The 14939-nt window shown below is 48.8% G+C and carries 10 protein-coding genes; 1 reads left to right on the plus strand and 9 read right to left on the minus strand.

Annotated features, from left to right (window positions below):
• Window positions 1-62: 62 nt before the first annotated feature.
• The 5 genes from BUA14_RS01060 to BUA14_RS01085 all read right to left on the minus strand — a co-directional run bounded on the left by BUA14_RS01060 (window position 63) and on the right by BUA14_RS01085 (window position 7822).
• A complete protein-coding gene (locus BUA14_RS01060; RefSeq protein WP_072770877.1) occupies window positions 63-2102 on the minus strand; it encodes an alkaline phosphatase family protein in 2040 nt (679 codons plus the stop codon).
• A gap of 283 nt (window positions 2103-2385) precedes the next feature.
• A complete protein-coding gene (locus BUA14_RS01065) occupies window positions 2386-4119 on the minus strand; it encodes a methyl-accepting chemotaxis protein (protein WP_072770878.1) in 1734 nt (577 codons plus the stop codon).
• Between the two features lie 675 nt (window positions 4120-4794).
• Window positions 4795-5814, minus strand: coding sequence for a tripartite tricarboxylate transporter substrate binding protein (locus tag BUA14_RS01075; protein WP_242954511.1), 1020 nt, complete (start codon window positions 5812-5814; stop codon window positions 4795-4797).
• Between the two features lie 21 nt (window positions 5815-5835).
• The gene (locus BUA14_RS01080) at window positions 5836-7344 is read right to left on the minus strand and encodes a tripartite tricarboxylate transporter permease (RefSeq protein ID WP_072770879.1); all 1509 of its coding nucleotides are present in this window, start codon (window positions 7342-7344) and stop codon (window positions 5836-5838) included.
• 13 nt (window positions 7345-7357) lie between these two features.
• Entirely contained in the window at window positions 7358-7822 is a 465-nt protein-coding gene (locus tag BUA14_RS01085) for a tripartite tricarboxylate transporter TctB family protein (RefSeq protein WP_178371585.1), read from the minus strand.
• A 312-nt stretch (window positions 7823-8134) separates the two neighbouring features.
• Between BUA14_RS01085 and BUA14_RS01090 the strand changes: the two genes are divergently transcribed.
• Complete coding sequence (locus BUA14_RS01090) at window positions 8135-9037, plus strand: LysR family transcriptional regulator (RefSeq protein WP_072770881.1); 903 nt, start codon at window positions 8135-8137, stop codon at window positions 9035-9037.
• Between the two features lie 48 nt (window positions 9038-9085).
• Here BUA14_RS01090 and BUA14_RS01095 read toward each other — a convergent pair whose 3' ends face one another.
• The 4 genes from BUA14_RS01095 to BUA14_RS01110 form a co-directional block, all read right to left on the minus strand.
• Window positions 9086-10111, minus strand: a complete 1026-nt coding sequence (locus tag BUA14_RS01095) for a tripartite tricarboxylate transporter substrate binding protein (RefSeq protein ID WP_072770882.1) — start codon at window positions 10109-10111, stop codon at window positions 9086-9088.
• Window positions 10112-10218: 107 nt separating this feature from the next.
• A complete protein-coding gene (locus BUA14_RS01100) occupies window positions 10219-11730 on the minus strand; it encodes a tripartite tricarboxylate transporter permease (protein WP_178371586.1) in 1512 nt (503 codons plus the stop codon).
• A gap of 13 nt (window positions 11731-11743) precedes the next feature.
• Window positions 11744-12205 carry a tripartite tricarboxylate transporter TctB family protein gene (locus BUA14_RS01105; protein ID WP_072770883.1) on the minus strand — a complete coding sequence of 154 codons (462 nt, stop codon included), beginning with the start codon at window positions 12203-12205 and terminating at the stop codon, window positions 11744-11746.
• A 113-nt stretch (window positions 12206-12318) separates the two neighbouring features.
• Window positions 12319-14373, minus strand: coding sequence for an alkaline phosphatase family protein (locus BUA14_RS01110; protein ID WP_072770884.1), 2055 nt, complete (start codon window positions 14371-14373; stop codon window positions 12319-12321).
• Window positions 14374-14939 lie beyond the last annotated feature (566 nt).

Here is a 14939-nt window from a genome sequence, read left to right on the forward strand (position 1 = left end):
CAAAAATTGCTGCCGGATTCACCCTCCCGCTTGTCGAAGCGGAGGATGAATCCGGCAATGTGTTAAATTTCTTCCGTAAGAATTTGATGAACAGGTGAGCCCTCGGATTGAGCCGGTAAGCGGACGCCGCTCAGGAAAGCCATGGTCGGCGCGACATCTACCTGACGAATGACCCGTTCCGTTTTAAAGCCTTCTTTGATTCCCGGTCCGGCTGCCACAAAAATCGGGGAAAGGGAGGTGTCGGCATAGCCGTTTTGGGTTGATAGAGAATCAGCATGGATAACATTGAAGGTCTCTTCTTTGAAGTAGACGATATCCCCGCACTCCGGTCCGCTCAGACCGAGAAGCACAGCGTCCTTGTTGCGCATAGCCAAGGCCACCATCCGTTTGCCGGTTTTGTGATCCCGGTATTGATACAAATCAGAGATGATCTGGGTTTCCAAATCGTATTGGTCTTTAGGGTCAACGATTCCGTGCTCATCCCGGCCGATCAAGTTGATATAAATATGATTGCCCCGGCTGGCCACTGCTTTGGTGTTGGCCCAGTCAAATTCGTGATTGCCATTCTCATCTGTAATTATTTTGGCATAGCCCAGTTCCTCCATGACCGGTGTGGTGATGCCCCCTGCTTCACCCAATTCCACGCCATGATTTTCCTGGCAGCTCAAGCCATGATCCGCGGTGACGATGATAGTCCAGCCTTCATCCAGATAAGGCAGGAATCTTCCTATATAATTATCGGTCTGAATATACATTCTCTCGATAAACACCTTGTAAGCTTCTTCGTTGTTTTTCCACATCTCCTGATGCTTGGCAAAATGCCAGAACAGATGACCGCCATTATCCACGTTATGCAGATGGGAAAAGATGATATCATACTTATTGTTTTTCATGAAATAGGTCAGGCAATCGGCCTGCCACTGGGAATAGTGGTCCCAGGTGGGAATAAATACCTTGTCAACCAGGATTTCGTTAGCGCCGTTCACTACCGGTCTGTTCGGAACATAGCCGATATTCTCGATCACTTCCTTGTACAAACTCTTGGGGTGGAATAAATCATCCCGGCTCACATCCATGGCCATACCGATCAGCATAGTGACCTGAGACCCGTCGGGGCTGATGGTTAAGGCATGGTAGTTTCTGTTGCCTAAAACAGGTTCTCCGTCGTCATTGGTGATGGTATCCACCACGTCATAAGCTGATTGTTCGGCTTTAAGAGTGACAAGAGGCTGGGCATCCTTCTTGGCTTTATAAACCTGAATTGTATCGTAAACGCCTTGTTCGTTTTGTAAAAGCAAGACCGGACGGCGTTCCAGGCCTTTGCCCAGGATAATGGTAAACTCCTTGGCGCCGGCGGGGGCATTAGCCCAGCCTGCAGCTTCTTTGATCGGTGATTTGACTGAATCGGCAATCATTTTGGCCAGGACATTGACCTCGTTTTCCTCTTCACAAGTAATGATATTTTTAATAACTTTGGCGCCGCTTGAGATGGCTGCTCTTAGATAACTGACTTCCCCATCATCTTCCATTAGCTCTTCCACATTCTCAATGATGCAACCGGCGCCAGGGGTAATAGTGGAAGTATTGGGCAGGAATTGTACCTCTATAAATTTGTCTGAAGCAACGACTATCTTGGAAATATCTATACCGGCAATGCCTGTATTGATGGTCTGGGGCTGAGTACCGTCAACAACATGAAGGTTGGGGCTGTCCGAAGTGGCCGGCCAGGAGCTGCCCGGCCAATGCCAGACCAAAGTTTTCTTGTTGGCCTCTTCAGCATAAATATTCCACAGCGGTTCCGCTTTACAGCGTCTGGAGTCCAGATTATAGACCAGACTATCCAACTGACCATGATTGTGACCAAAGAAGCAGGTAATGCCGTGGGTTCCCGGATAGGCTCCGGTAGACAAGGTTGTCCAGAGAGTCGGTGTAACGGTGGGCACGGCCCCTAATAAGACCAGATCGTCCCGGCAGGAGCCTCTGTCGATGAACTTTTGCAAATTGGGCATTTTGCCTTGGTCCAGGAACTTTTTGGCCAGCCTTGGCTCAAAACCATCGACTCCGATCACGGCAATTTTTTCTGTTAGAGCTTTCCTCTTCATTTTCATAATCATCCTTTCGTCATCTATACTATGCAAATTTTTCAGCTTATCCTGAGTTCATTGGCCAATGCCCCCGGAAATCATCTCTAAAAAAATTATACTATAGTTAATCTGGGGTGATAATTAACGATTAAGGAGGATTGATAAGCTATGGCTATCAATCAAAGGAGGGGCTTTTATTGGGCCATAATAGGCATAATGGGCATAACAGACCAATGCACATCAATGAATATGACGGGCATTGGTGGATATGATGAATAGATGGAGATTATGGATATCGTTATCAGATCTTGAACTTCTCCACCATAGTATTCAAGTCCATGGCGTGTGCAGCTTGGCTCTGGGCGGCTCTGGCCACCTGCTCCATAACCCCGGCCATCCGGCTCATATTGTGGGCGATTTCCTGGGAACTGCCGGTGCTTTCCTGGACTGAAGCGGAAACGGTTTGGATGGCGTTGCTCATTTGCCCGATGGCGGCCAGCATTTGTTCTGATGTGGCGGCGAAGTCTTCCACCAGGGTTCCTACCCGATGGGCGTCCCGGGCATATTGTCCTTCCGCCTCTACAAGCATCTCGTAATCGGGTATGACTTTTTCCTCCATAAAGGTTAACACGTCGGAGGAATTGCGGGAAAGCTGGCCGAAGGCTTCGGTGACTTTGCTGATCACGGCATGGATTCCCGCTACGGTCTGGGCCGATTGTTCGGCCAGCTTCCGCACTTCTTCGGCGACCACGGCAAAGCCCCGCCCCTGCTCTCCGGCCCGGGCTGCTTCGATGGCGGCGTTCAAGGCCAGGAGGTTGGTCTGCCCGGCGATGCCGTCGATGGTTTCGGCCATGATCCTGATTTCCTGAACCACTTCACCGTTTTGGATGGCGGCGATGATCTCTCCTTGTTTCTGCTGATACATGCTCAGGGTTGCTCCCCGTGACGTTTCAGCATTGGCACGCATCTGCTGGGCTTTCTTCTCGATGTCCTGGACGATTCGGCTGCCCTCAGCGGCTTTCCCGGCCAGCCGGCCGGCCCCGTTGCTGATCTCCTCCCCCGAGGCCAGCATTTCTTGGGCAGAGGCAGCCGTCTCCTCCATCCCTGCCGCAATCTGCTCTGCCCCGGCATTGATGTTTTGTCCCTGCGCGTTCAATTCCTCCGCCGACACCGATAGTTCCGCTCCCACTGTCTTAAGATCCTCGGCAGCCGCCATCACCTGTTCCAGAAGGCGGCTCATATTGCTGTCGATCTCATCATAGGCCTGGGCTAATTGGCCGATTTCGTCCTTCCTGCCCAGGAAAGCTTTTTGCTGATCCGTGGAAAAATCCCCTTGGGCAAATAATTCGGCCTGTTCAACGGCGGCCAGAATCGGACGGCTGATCATTCTCCCCAGGATCAGGCTGAATAGCAAAGCCAAGCCAAAACCGCCGGCGGTCAGGAGCATAATGACCATGCCGGCCTTGGCAAAGTCCTGTTCCGAAGCGCGCTGAAGCTCCTCATTATAGGCCAGAGAACACTCAATCATCTGGTCGATGATTCCTTCCACCTTAGCCTGCTGCAGACCGGCTTGCTGGTTGAAGTCACCGGCTAAGGCATAGCTTTTTAATTCAACGGCGGTCAGCGCCTTTTCCCGCAAATCGCGGTAAACCGCCTCCTCACGCTTGAATTCTCCTAACAGCCCTTTTTCTTCTTCGGTTAAGTTGAGCATTTGGTACTGCTGGAGCAACAGGTCGCCGTCTTCGATGGACTGGGCAATCACCCGGCGGGAATCGCTGATCACTGCAGGATCTTCTGCAACCTGGCTCTCCCAGACTACGCCGGCCAACTCCGCAGCTCCTTTGGCAAAGCTCTTATTCAAGTCTTCCAAAATGAGAATGGGCTGGATGCCATCCAGGGTGATTTTTTTAATGTTAGCGTTGACTTTGCCCAGGTTAAGCAGCCCGGTGATGCCAACAGTCAGGATTAATAGGGCCATCAGCAAAAAGCAGATCAAGAGTTTTCTACTTGTTTTTAAATTAATAAACCATCCCATCTCTACTAATCCTACTTTCTTTTCCAAACTTACAGTCGTATCAAGCCATTTTTATGGTTTGATTCCAAATAATGAAGTTACTTCAAAGCAGCCCCTCATGCTGCAGGGTGGCACCAGCAGATGATGAAAAAGCTAATCGGGCCAGGAAGCTTATCTCACATAGCACTGCTCAGACCTAAAAAGCAGCCCAAGGATTTTACTTTAAGGCAGAGAACGAATTTAAGCGAGCGGATAAGCAATCTTCGCGAAAGACTGCAGCGGAGTCGGGTTGGAAACAGGACTTTTCCAACCGGCCATTGAGAACAAAGTGCGAAAGCAGTGCTTTCGAGGAGCGATTTGGCCGGGCCGAAACCTGGACGAGGGTTTCGCCCAAGCCGCCACGCCACAGAGAATGGCTTAGCGGCGCAGGTCCCGACGGAGCGGAGGTCTTGAGCGATTAGATTGCTCCGCGCAGCTTATGGAGTGAACGCCTAAAGCAAAATCCTGGAGACTCTGCTTATAAGTCCTTTTCAGGGTAAACGTCAAAAGGAATGAGAATGGATTTTTGCCTAAAAATCCATTCTCATTTACACTTCCAGTCTATATTTTCCAATCCATATTCCCGTCTATATCTTCATCCCATATTCAGTCCGTATTACATCCCCTATTCAGCTCCCTAATCAGCGAAGCTGGGGGCTACTGACGAACACCTATGGAATCAAACAATTGGGTATAGCGTTCAACCTGCTCCTTGATGGAAGCATTATAATCAGCAGTATTTAAATAGCTGATATTGGCGTGAAGTTCATTCATCTTGTTAATAAAATCCTGATCTTTGACCATTTCGGCGATGGTTTCATCCCATTTTTTGACGATATAATCCGGGGTGCCTTTCGGGGCGCTGATGCCTCCGTACCAGGTCACGTCAATGTCGATGCCAAGTTCCTGGCAAGTAGGCACATCCGGGAATAAGGGGCTCCGCTCTTTGGCTGCGATGGCCAGCACTTTTAATTTGCCGCCGGCAGCAAGAGGATAGGTTTCCTGGACGGACTGATCACCCAAGATGGCGTGGCCGCCGGCGATCATGGTAATTCCCTCACTGCCGCTGGTGACCAGAATGGGTTGGGTTTGTTTGTAATCCACGCCAATGGCTTTACACAGCTCAGCGGCGGTAAGGGCATTCATACTGGTGGCGCTTAAACTGGTATGGGTCAATTTTTCCGGGCTCTTCTTAGTCCATTCCACAAGCTCCTTCATATCCTTAAATTGCGAATCGGCGGCCACGGAAAAACACATGGGGTTTTCGACAAACTTGGATATGAAAATTCTGTCCTCCAGCTTGATGGGCGGGTTTTTCATACCGGCCACCATCAATACGGAAGCGGCAATATTATCGGCCACCATCGTATATCCGTCCGGTTTGCCCTGCATTAAACCATACTGCAGTCCGGTGACGTTGCCTGCACCGGGTTTGTTAACCACTAAAATGGGCTGATTCCACTTTTTGCTGACATAATCGGCTACAGCACGGGCTGTCAGATCCGTGAGACCCCCGGGACCGGCCGGAACCACCAGTTCGATCTGCCGGGTCGGATACGGCGGATCTTCCTTAGCAGTTTCGGATGGCCCCTGGGCAGATGATGAACATCCGGCCAGAGCAAGTGTCAAAATCAGGATACCGATGAGCCAAGTCATCTTTTTGTTCATTTTTTTCATTGATAAATCCCCCATTACTATTTATTTCACTTCAAAACCAGAGTTGTCTATTCGGCTTTGAGTCCGCCGCCTGAGTTTAAGGGAAACAACCAAAAAGATACCGGTGGCAACAAGGAGGGTTAGGGAGATGGGGCGTTGAAAGAAAATGAAGGGGTTTTCAAACGCCATGCCAAAGGACTGTAAAAGGGATCTTTCCAACATGGGGCCAAGGATAAAACAGATGATAAAAGGGACCACGGGCCAATTGAATTTGTTCATAAAGTAGCCTAAAACCCCGAAGATCAGAGCGACGAGAACATCGAACATATCATTGCGGACAGTATAGGCTCCCACGATGGATATCAGCAAGATAATCGGAGCCAGGATACCATAGGGTATTTGGGTCAGCTTGGCCCAAAGTCCCACCAGGGGAAGATTGAGAACCAAACACATCACATTGCCGATAAACATGCTGGCGATGACCGCCCAGACAAAGTCCCCGTTCTGCTCGAACAGCAGCGGTCCGGGGGTAAGGCCGTAAATCATCAGTCCCCCCAGAAGAACCGCCAGAGGCGGGGAAGCCGGAATACCAAGGGCGAACAGGGGAATGAAACCGGCTGAGCTTGTGGCGTTATTGGCGGACTCAGGGGCGGCTACACCTTCGATGGCCCCCTTGCCGAACCGTTCCGGTGTTTTTGAACATTTTTTCTCTAAATCATAGGCCAGAAAGGTGGTCACCGCCGGGGAACACCCGGGCAATAACCCCATAAAGAAGCCCAGGGCACCGCCGCGGAAGATGGCCTTGATACTTTGCTTCAAATCCTTAAGGCCGGGAAAAACCGAGCCGATATTGCCCATGGAGATGGCGATTTTCTTCTCCTCGATCCCGTTTAAGACTTCGCTGATGGCAAACAAGCCGATGACGACGCTGATCACATCCAGGCCGCCCCATAAGGAGGTAGAGCCAAAGGTCAGCCGCGGCATATTGGTCATGGTTCCCAAGCCGATCAAGGAGAGCAGGTAGCCGAAGAAGCCCATGGCTAAAGCTTTGCTTATGGATGCTCCCCCTAAGCTTACAACGATGGTCAGAGCCAGCAGCATCAGGGCAAAATACTCCGGCGGACCGAACTTAAGGGCCTGATCAGCAAAAAGCGGGGCAAAAAAAGTCAGGGCAATGACCCCTATGATCCCGGCGATAAAGGAACCAATCGCCGCGATCCCCAGGGCCGGTCCCCCCCGCCCCTGCTGGGCCATGGGATAACCGTCGAGACAGGTGGGCACGGACGCCACTTCCCCGGGAATGTTTAAGAGAATCGCCGTGGAGGAGCCGCCATACATGGCTCCATAGTAGATTCCCGCCAGCATAATAATCGCCTGGGTCGGTGGCAGGACGGCGGTCAGGGGCAGCAAAATGGCAATGGCCGAGGTTGGCCCTAAGCCGGGCAGGACGCCGACCATGGTACCGATAAAAGCACCGATGGCGGCCATCAGTAAATTGGAGGGTTCCAGAGCCAAGGCAAATCCGGAGAACAACATTTGTAATGCTTCCATCTCAATACCCCCGTTAAAAAATAGTGATCATCGGCTGTGGAAATGGGGTCTGCAGCCACATCACAAATATTCCGTAAAATACACCCGTAAGTATGGCTGCAAACACGATGCAGCGCAGCCACCTATAATCACCGATGGTCCGGAATAAGCCCACTCCGATCACAAAGGTACTGGCCAGGTAGCCGAGGGCCTGCAATAACCCCCAATAAGCAAATACTAAGCCCATCACGAACAGCATCTTTTTGCGCAGCTGTCCGGTGGGGAACTCCGCCTGTTCATCTCCCGGGGGCTTAAGCACAAAGAGGAACAGCCCGCCGAGAATAAGCAGTGCCACACCCAGAAAGCCGATAAATGTTTCGTCTCCGACAATGGAGCGGCCAATATGCATAGGATACAGCCGGATTGCCTCATAAATGGCCATCCCGCCGATCACAAGGAAAAAACCACCGGCGATCCGGTCTGCCAACAAATTCCTCATGGCTGCACACCTCCCCGGCAAGGTGTGGGGGGACATTGTGCTGCAGTTTTACATTGATGTTGTCTGTTCATAAACTACCTCCCCTACATTTTGAAATGAGTCTGTCCATTGGAGCTGAAGCTGCAGTTCTATCACCTTCCCGCAGTTGGATTGCTGAAACGGTTTATTCGTTTAAGGGATTACATTCACAAGATTCCATTTGATTATTCCCAATTATCTATACATGAATTATACTATAGTTAGTCCGAGGTGATAATTAGCGATTAAGAATGATTGATAAGCTTTAGCTATCAATCAGACGGAGGTGATCAGATGGAAATGCGGCAGCTTCGCTATTTCGATTCAGTCGTTAAATATGGAACCATGCGCGAGGCGGCAGCCAAGCTTTTTATAAGTGAACCCTCCATAAGCCAGCAAATCAATGAGCTGCAAAAAGAAATCGGGGTGCCCTTATTTGAGAAGCAGGGGCGAAAGATCGCTTTAACTGCGGAAGGCAAGCAGCTTTTGCCCTTAGTGCAGGCCATCCTGGAAGCGGTTGCCGAGCTGGAAACCGGTATTGCGGAAATACTGAATCCCGGCTCGGGACTGATCAAGCTTGGGGTCATTCCCATTACCAGGCTTGATTTAGTGCCTAAAAAGCTCATGGAATTCGTAAAAATTCATCCTGATATTTGTGTTGAACTGATTGAAAGCGGAACTTCGGAGATTATTGAGCGGCTGCTTAACGATACCATGGATGTTGCTTTGATCGCCGCCAACAGCAGAATAAAATCCCTGATGGAATTGTCGGGGATCAAATATAAAGTCGTCTCCAATGCCAATTCGGTGGCGGTGGTCTCCTGTTCACACCCTTTGGCCAAGGTTGATAAGATTTCCTTCAGCCAGCTTTTGAATGAGCGCATCATTTTGCGCCGTCAGGGGATTTATCGGGAAGAGATCGATAACTTTTTAGGGGATTCCGTAAAAAATGACGGGATTTATTCCACAGATACCTATGAAACCTCGATCAAACTGGTGGATTCCAACCTGGGCATTGCCATCGTGCCGGAAACCTTTATCAGCACCTATGGCTTAAATGAAGCCTCTAAAATAAAAATACTTGTCCTGGACGACTTCCAGGTTTCCCTGGATATCTGCTTCATTTATAAGAAGCGAAATTATTATCCCTTGTTTCTCACCAATTTCATGCGGATCTTTACGGATACCAATGATTGATGTGCCGTAAGCCCACCGGAAAGTCCGGAGGGCTTACTTTTTTAGGCATCAGTCTTTTCTCTTATAAAGCCCTACTTTTTTAAGGCCCTCCAGCTTGGTTTCATGCTCTTTTGCCAGGAACGCATCATATTCGTCACCAGTTAAATAAAACTCAGCATTTAACGAAGTATTGACAAATTCTTGCCAACCTGGGTCTTGTAATATTTTTGCGAATGCTTTATTCAGCTTCTCCTTAACATCCTGCGGCAATCCCTTAGGTGCCGAAACTCCTGTAACCAAATGGTTGAAATCATTAATACCGTATTCCTTAAACAAGGGAATATCCGGATATACTGGATGCCTTTGATCAGCGTCCAGGGCAAGCACCCGTACGTCCCCCGATTCAATAAGACCAGGAGAAGCAGTCATCACATTCATCATGGTATCTATATGACCCCCGAGCAGTTGTTGGGTGGATTCGACAGCGCCTTTGCTTGCCTTAACAACATTTACAGTTATACCGAGATCTCTATGCAGTGAATCGATTGTTGTTAACCATGGACTTGTTGCCGAACCTAAACCAACCGAAACATTGCCTGGATTCTCTTTAGCAGCTTTTATAAAATCATCCATAGTTTTTAATGGAGAATCTCTTCTGACCATCAGTGCGGGATCAGACGCTATGAAACTACAGATATTATCAAAATCTTTATAGGTAATATCAGACGTCCCCATGCCATAATTCATAGGCATGATGCTTTGTTGGCTGAATATTGTATAGCCGTCAGGTTTTTCCCCTTTCACTTTCGTATACATTATATTCTGGCCGCCGCCCTCTATATTGATGATTGTAATGGGTTGTCCAAGTTCTTTTTCTAATAAAACCGCTAATTTTCTGGCACTGGTGTCAATTGAAGTTCCTGCCATAACGCCGACATACCAATTGATTGGCTTTTCAGGATAACTTGATACTACTGGGCCTTCCTGGGGAGCTGTTCCTGCTTTTGTATCTGCCCCCTTACTACATCCCGCAAGAGTTACCGACACCATAATCAGTAGTACAGCTGTACAGAGGTAAACCATGCTTTTTTTCATTACTTTTCCCATCCTTCCGATCTCGTTTTTTTCATTCTTAAAAAGAGCAAGGAAATTAATCAGGAAAATTCTCACAAAACTTAGGAAACCCTAAAAAGCCAATTGAATTATGAAGTTATTTTTGCCTCCTTTCTTCCCTTATTGAATTTTTTAATACACTTCATTATTAATGGCAAAATAATCACCAGACCGGTTATCGCAAATATGGTGCCTGACAAAGGCCGTGTTACAAAAATCGCCAAGCTGCCATGAGATATCATTAGGGCTCCGATAAAAGATGATTCCAGCATAGGTCCGAGTACCAAAGCCAAAAGAAGAGGTGCAATTGGAAAATCAAGTTTATTAAAAATATAGCCTGCCACACCGGCAACAATCATAACGATAATTTCTGTAACAGAGTTATTCACTGCAAACGCTCCAACAATACACAACACGATGATAATCGGCATTAACAAATTAGCCGGCACCCGCAGAAGGCGGGTAAGCAGGTTAATCAGAGGCAAATTAAGTATCAGCAGTATACAGTTGCCGATATACATCGAGGCGATGACACCCCAGAATATATCCGGATTATCCCTGATCAAAAGAGGGCCGGGAACCACGTCATGAACCAGCATAGCTGCCAGCAATAAAACAGTACCTGGTGCAAAAGGTATCCCCAGTGATAACAAGGGGACAAAAGCACCTACGGCAGCGGCATTATTAGCTGATTCCGGCCCTGCTACACCTTCAGGTGCTCCCTTGCCAAATTCTTCAGGGTGTTTACTAAGCTTTTTTTCCAGAATATATGAAGAAAAAGTGGAAATAACCGCCGCCGGCCCCGGGATCAAGCCGACAAAAAAACCTAATACGGACGCTCTGAGCGTCGGGCCTACAGAACGTTTTGCTTCAGTACGGGTAGGCAGTAAGTCCTTCATTTTTACTTTTTTAACCTCTGCAGTTTGAGTTATTTTTTGTTCAGCCAAATGAAGCATCTCGGCTATTCCGTATAAACCCATGGCCAGGGCAACAAAATCCATTCCGCTTTGTAATTGAATCAATCCAAAGGTGAAACGACTGTAGCCACTCATTTGGTCTATACCAATCGTCCCGATCAATAAACCTAATCCCACCATCATCATGGATTTAATAAGCCCTTGTTCACTTAACTGTGCTAACATGACTAAGCCAAATACAGCGATAGCAAAGTATTCGGCCGGTCCAAATTTTACAGCCGCTCCTGCTAAGTGAGGAGCCAGAAGACTCAGCAATACTAAACCTATCGTACCGGCAACAAATGAACCAACGGCGGCAATAGCCAGGGCTGCGCCGCCACGTCCCTTAAGCGCCATCTGATGACCATCAATAACCGTAACTACTGAGCTTGACTCTCCTGGAATCTTCAGCAAAATTGAAGTAGTAGAACCGCCATACATAGAACCATAATAAATACCGGCAAACATAATCAGAGCAGTATCTACCGGTAAGCTATAGGTCGCTCCCAAGAGCAACGCCATAGCACCAATCGGGCCTATGCCTGGAAGCACTCCAACTATTGTTCCTAAAAAACAGCCGATAAAGGCAAAAGAAAGATTCATAGGAGTTAAGACACTTGCAAAACCATGTAACAATCCTTCCACGACGATTTGCCCCCTAACCTAATATTCCAGGCGGAAGATATACACCAAGCAATTCGGAAAACACATAATAGACACTTAATGTTACTATCACTGAGACAAGGAGAGAAGCCCGTCTGGATTTATACTGCATAACCCGCAGAGCAACGAATGTAAGGGGAATGGATGCAACGATAAACCCTAATTTATTGAAAACAAGGCAATATACGAAAAGAGCTGCGATAAGAATTATGGGCTTCACAGGGTTAGTCGTTTCCCCATCCGTCTCTTTTTCATGACCTTGTTGAGCCGGTAAAAATTCCATAACAAATTCTAAAAGGCAAAAACCGATTAAGGCAGAAGCAAATATTAACGGTATCAGTCCCGGACCAGGCTCACGCAACGAACCTAAGGGAAATTTCAAGGCTTGATATAAGTAAATGGAGCCAATTATCCCCATCCCTATGGAACCCTTTACATTCTTCGTTAACGTTTTCATATCAACGCTCCTTATGCTGTATTAGAATGTTATCTTATATGATCTGCCCTCCGGTTGAGGCTGCTGCTACCGGGATCTGTGCTTTGGCGGCGGCACAAATCCCGGTCTTGTTTTTAGTCAGCAATAATTTGGTATACAGGGGCGCCTTCGCATTGGGCGGGCATTCTGACGCCGGCAAGCGTGGCAATGGTAGGGGCAACATCCGCCTGTCTGATCACCCGTTCTGTGACACAATTTTCCTTGATGCCGGGGCCGGCGGCTACGAAGAGAGGAGAAACGGAAGTATCGGCATACCCCCATTGGGTGGAAAGGGAATCGGCGTGGATCTTATTGAATCCTTCTTCGGTGAAATAAACGATATCCCCGCATTCAGGGCCGCCCATGCCGAAGTGGACGGCGTCTTTATTGCGCACCGCCACAGAAATAACCCGGCGGCCGGTATGGGGGTCACGGTAATTATATAAATCGGAAATAATCCGGGTCTCCAGCTCATACTTATCTGCGGGCTCGACGATGCCCTGGGGGTTTCTTCCCTTCAGATTGATATAGATATGATCACCGCGGATGGCAATGGCTCTGGTTTTGCTCCAGTCAATTTCTTTGGTATCTTTGCCGTTTTCATCTTTAACCATGACGGTGTACCCTAATTCGGCCATGACAGGAACATTCACACCATGGATCTCACCGAGAATCACACCATGGTACTCCTGGGTAAGCAGCCCATGGTCAGAGGTGATGATCACTGTCCAGCCTTGATCGAGGAAAAGCAGGAATTTGCTCAGATAACGGTCGGTCTGGCAGTAGGCTTCTTCCTGGAACTGCTGATAAGCAAGCTCATTGTTGTCCTGCCATTCTTCCTGGTTGCAGGCGTAATGCCAGAAATAATGCCCTACTCCGTCCAGGTTATGGAGGTGGGAGAAGATCATATCGTATTTGTTGTTCTTCATAAAATAGGTCAGACACTCTGCCTGCCAATTGCAGTAATTTTCCCAGGAGGGGAGCATGGTTTCCCGCACCAGTATCTCATTGGAGCCGTTGACCCGGAAATTCACAGGAACATTGCCGATCTTCTCCACAACTTCCTGGTACAGGCTTTTGGGGTGGAAGTAGTCATCACGGCCCACCTGAGAGGCATTGTTGATAATGAGATTGAATTTAGAGCCGTCTTCCGCCAGTTCCAGCACCTGATAATTGCGGTTGCAGGGGATGTTTTCACCCTGATCGTTTTTGACTGTGTCCCTGACATCGAACCGGATCTCCCCTTTTTTCAGGGTAAGGTAAGGGGCCGTCTCTTTTTTGGATTTATAGAACTGAATCGAGTCATAAACACCTTGTTGGTTGGGCACGATTAAAGCCGGGCGCCGTTCCAGGCCGCCGGAGACAAAGAAGGTGAATTCTTTGGCCCCTGCCGGTGCCTGGGCCCAGCCTGCGGCAGGTTTGATGGCCGCTTTGATGGTATCGCAGACCATATTGCCCAGGGCTTCAATTTCGCACTCCTCCTGCTCAGTAATGCTGAATTGAAAGCCTTTGGCATGATTGCCGGCGGCGATGACTTTGCGGAAAACAGAGGTTTCCGCCTCTTCCCCGTCTTCCATCAACTCGGCAGCGTTGTCAATAATGCAGCCTTGGCCCTGAGCTACGTGAGAGGTGTTGGGCAGGTATTGGCTGGAAGCAATTTTCTCCGAGCCGGTGACCACTTTGAGGAGATCCAGGAAGGGAATCCCGTTATTGATCCCGGACGGCTGAGTGCCGTCAACCACATGGAGATTGGGGCTGTCGGAGGTCGGCGGCCAGGAAGAGCCGGGCCAGTGCCAGACTAAGGTTTTTTTGCCGGCTTCTTCGGCAAAGACGTTCCATAAAGGCTCGGCTTTGGATTTGCGGGAATCCAGATTGTAGTACATTGTGTCAATATTCACAGGATCAGAGGCAAAAAAACAGGTGATGCCATGGGTGCCGGGATTGGCCCCTGTGGCCAGGGTCGTCCAGAGGGGCGGGGTCACTGTGGGCATTGCTCCTAAAAGTACTAAATCCTCTCTGGCCGCCCCTCTTCTGGTAAATTCCTTTAACCCGGGCATTTTCCCCTGGTCCATGAACTTCTTCGCCAGTCTGGGGTCAAAGCCGTCGACGCCGAGAACAATGACTTTCTCTGTTAATGCTTTTCGTTTCATGCTGAACCTCCTAAAACTTAAGATTGGCAGAGTATCTGTCCATCCAGGTTAACTATATAATACAGCCGGGTTGGCGTGTAGCTACGAATAAGTTATGAAAACCGGTTTGGTTATATCAAGATCGATATAACCCGGCCCTCCTTTTTCTGGTACAATGAGGATATATAAGGGCTGCTGAACGCCCTGTTTGACAGAGCAGGCCCCCATGCTGCCGTGCAGCACCGTCAAAGAGATGATTCTCCAGGATTTTGCTTTACACCGTTCGCTCCATAAGCTGCGCGGACAAAACTACCGCTCAAGCTCTCCGCTCCGAAAGGTACCCGCCCAAATCGCTCCTGCTCAATGGGCGGTTGGAAACGTCCTGTTTCCAACCTTTCTCCGCTGCGTGCTTTCGCGAAGTTTTGTTTCCGCTCGCTTAAATTCGCTCACTCTTGTAAAGCAAAATCCTTGGGCTGCTTTTCGGGTCTGAGCAGTACGGCTAGACCTGGAAGAAGAACCAAGAAAGATCTGCAAGCGACACAACCCGGACAATCCTTTTCATTCTGTCATCTGCCAGAGCTTTTCAG

The organism is Desulfitobacterium chlororespirans DSM 11544 (assembly GCF_900143285.1).
GTDB classification, from domain to species: Bacteria; Bacillota; Desulfitobacteriia; order Desulfitobacteriales; family Desulfitobacteriaceae; genus Desulfitobacterium; species Desulfitobacterium chlororespirans.

What these genes read in the sequence shown, in the direction of transcription:
- BUA14_RS01060 (WP_072770877.1), bottom strand. Translation starts at nt 2,102, where the DNA reads ATGAAGAGGAAAGCTCTAACAGAAAAAATTGCCGTGATCGGAGTCGAT.
- BUA14_RS01065 (WP_072770878.1), bottom strand. Translation starts at nt 4,119, where the DNA reads ATGGGATGGTTTATTAATTTAAAAACAAGTAGAAAACTCTTGATCTGC.
- BUA14_RS01075 (WP_242954511.1), bottom strand. Translation starts at nt 5,814, where the DNA reads ATGAAAAAAATGAACAAAAAGATGACTTGGCTCATCGGTATCCTGATT.
- BUA14_RS01080 (WP_072770879.1), bottom strand. Translation starts at nt 7,344, where the DNA reads ATGGAAGCATTACAAATGTTGTTCTCCGGATTTGCCTTGGCTCTGGAA.
- BUA14_RS01085 (WP_178371585.1), bottom strand. Translation starts at nt 7,822, where the DNA reads ATGAGGAATTTGTTGGCAGACCGGATCGCCGGTGGTTTTTTCCTTGTG.
- BUA14_RS01090 (WP_072770881.1), top strand. Translation starts at nt 8,135, where the DNA reads ATGGAAATGCGGCAGCTTCGCTATTTCGATTCAGTCGTTAAATATGGA.
- BUA14_RS01095 (WP_072770882.1), bottom strand. Translation starts at nt 10,111, where the DNA reads ATGAAAAAAAGCATGGTTTACCTCTGTACAGCTGTACTACTGATTATG.
- BUA14_RS01105 (WP_072770883.1), bottom strand. Translation starts at nt 12,205, where the DNA reads ATGAAAACGTTAACGAAGAATGTAAAGGGTTCCATAGGGATGGGGATA.
- BUA14_RS01110 (WP_072770884.1), bottom strand. Translation starts at nt 14,373, where the DNA reads ATGAAACGAAAAGCATTAACAGAGAAAGTCATTGTTCTCGGCGTCGAC.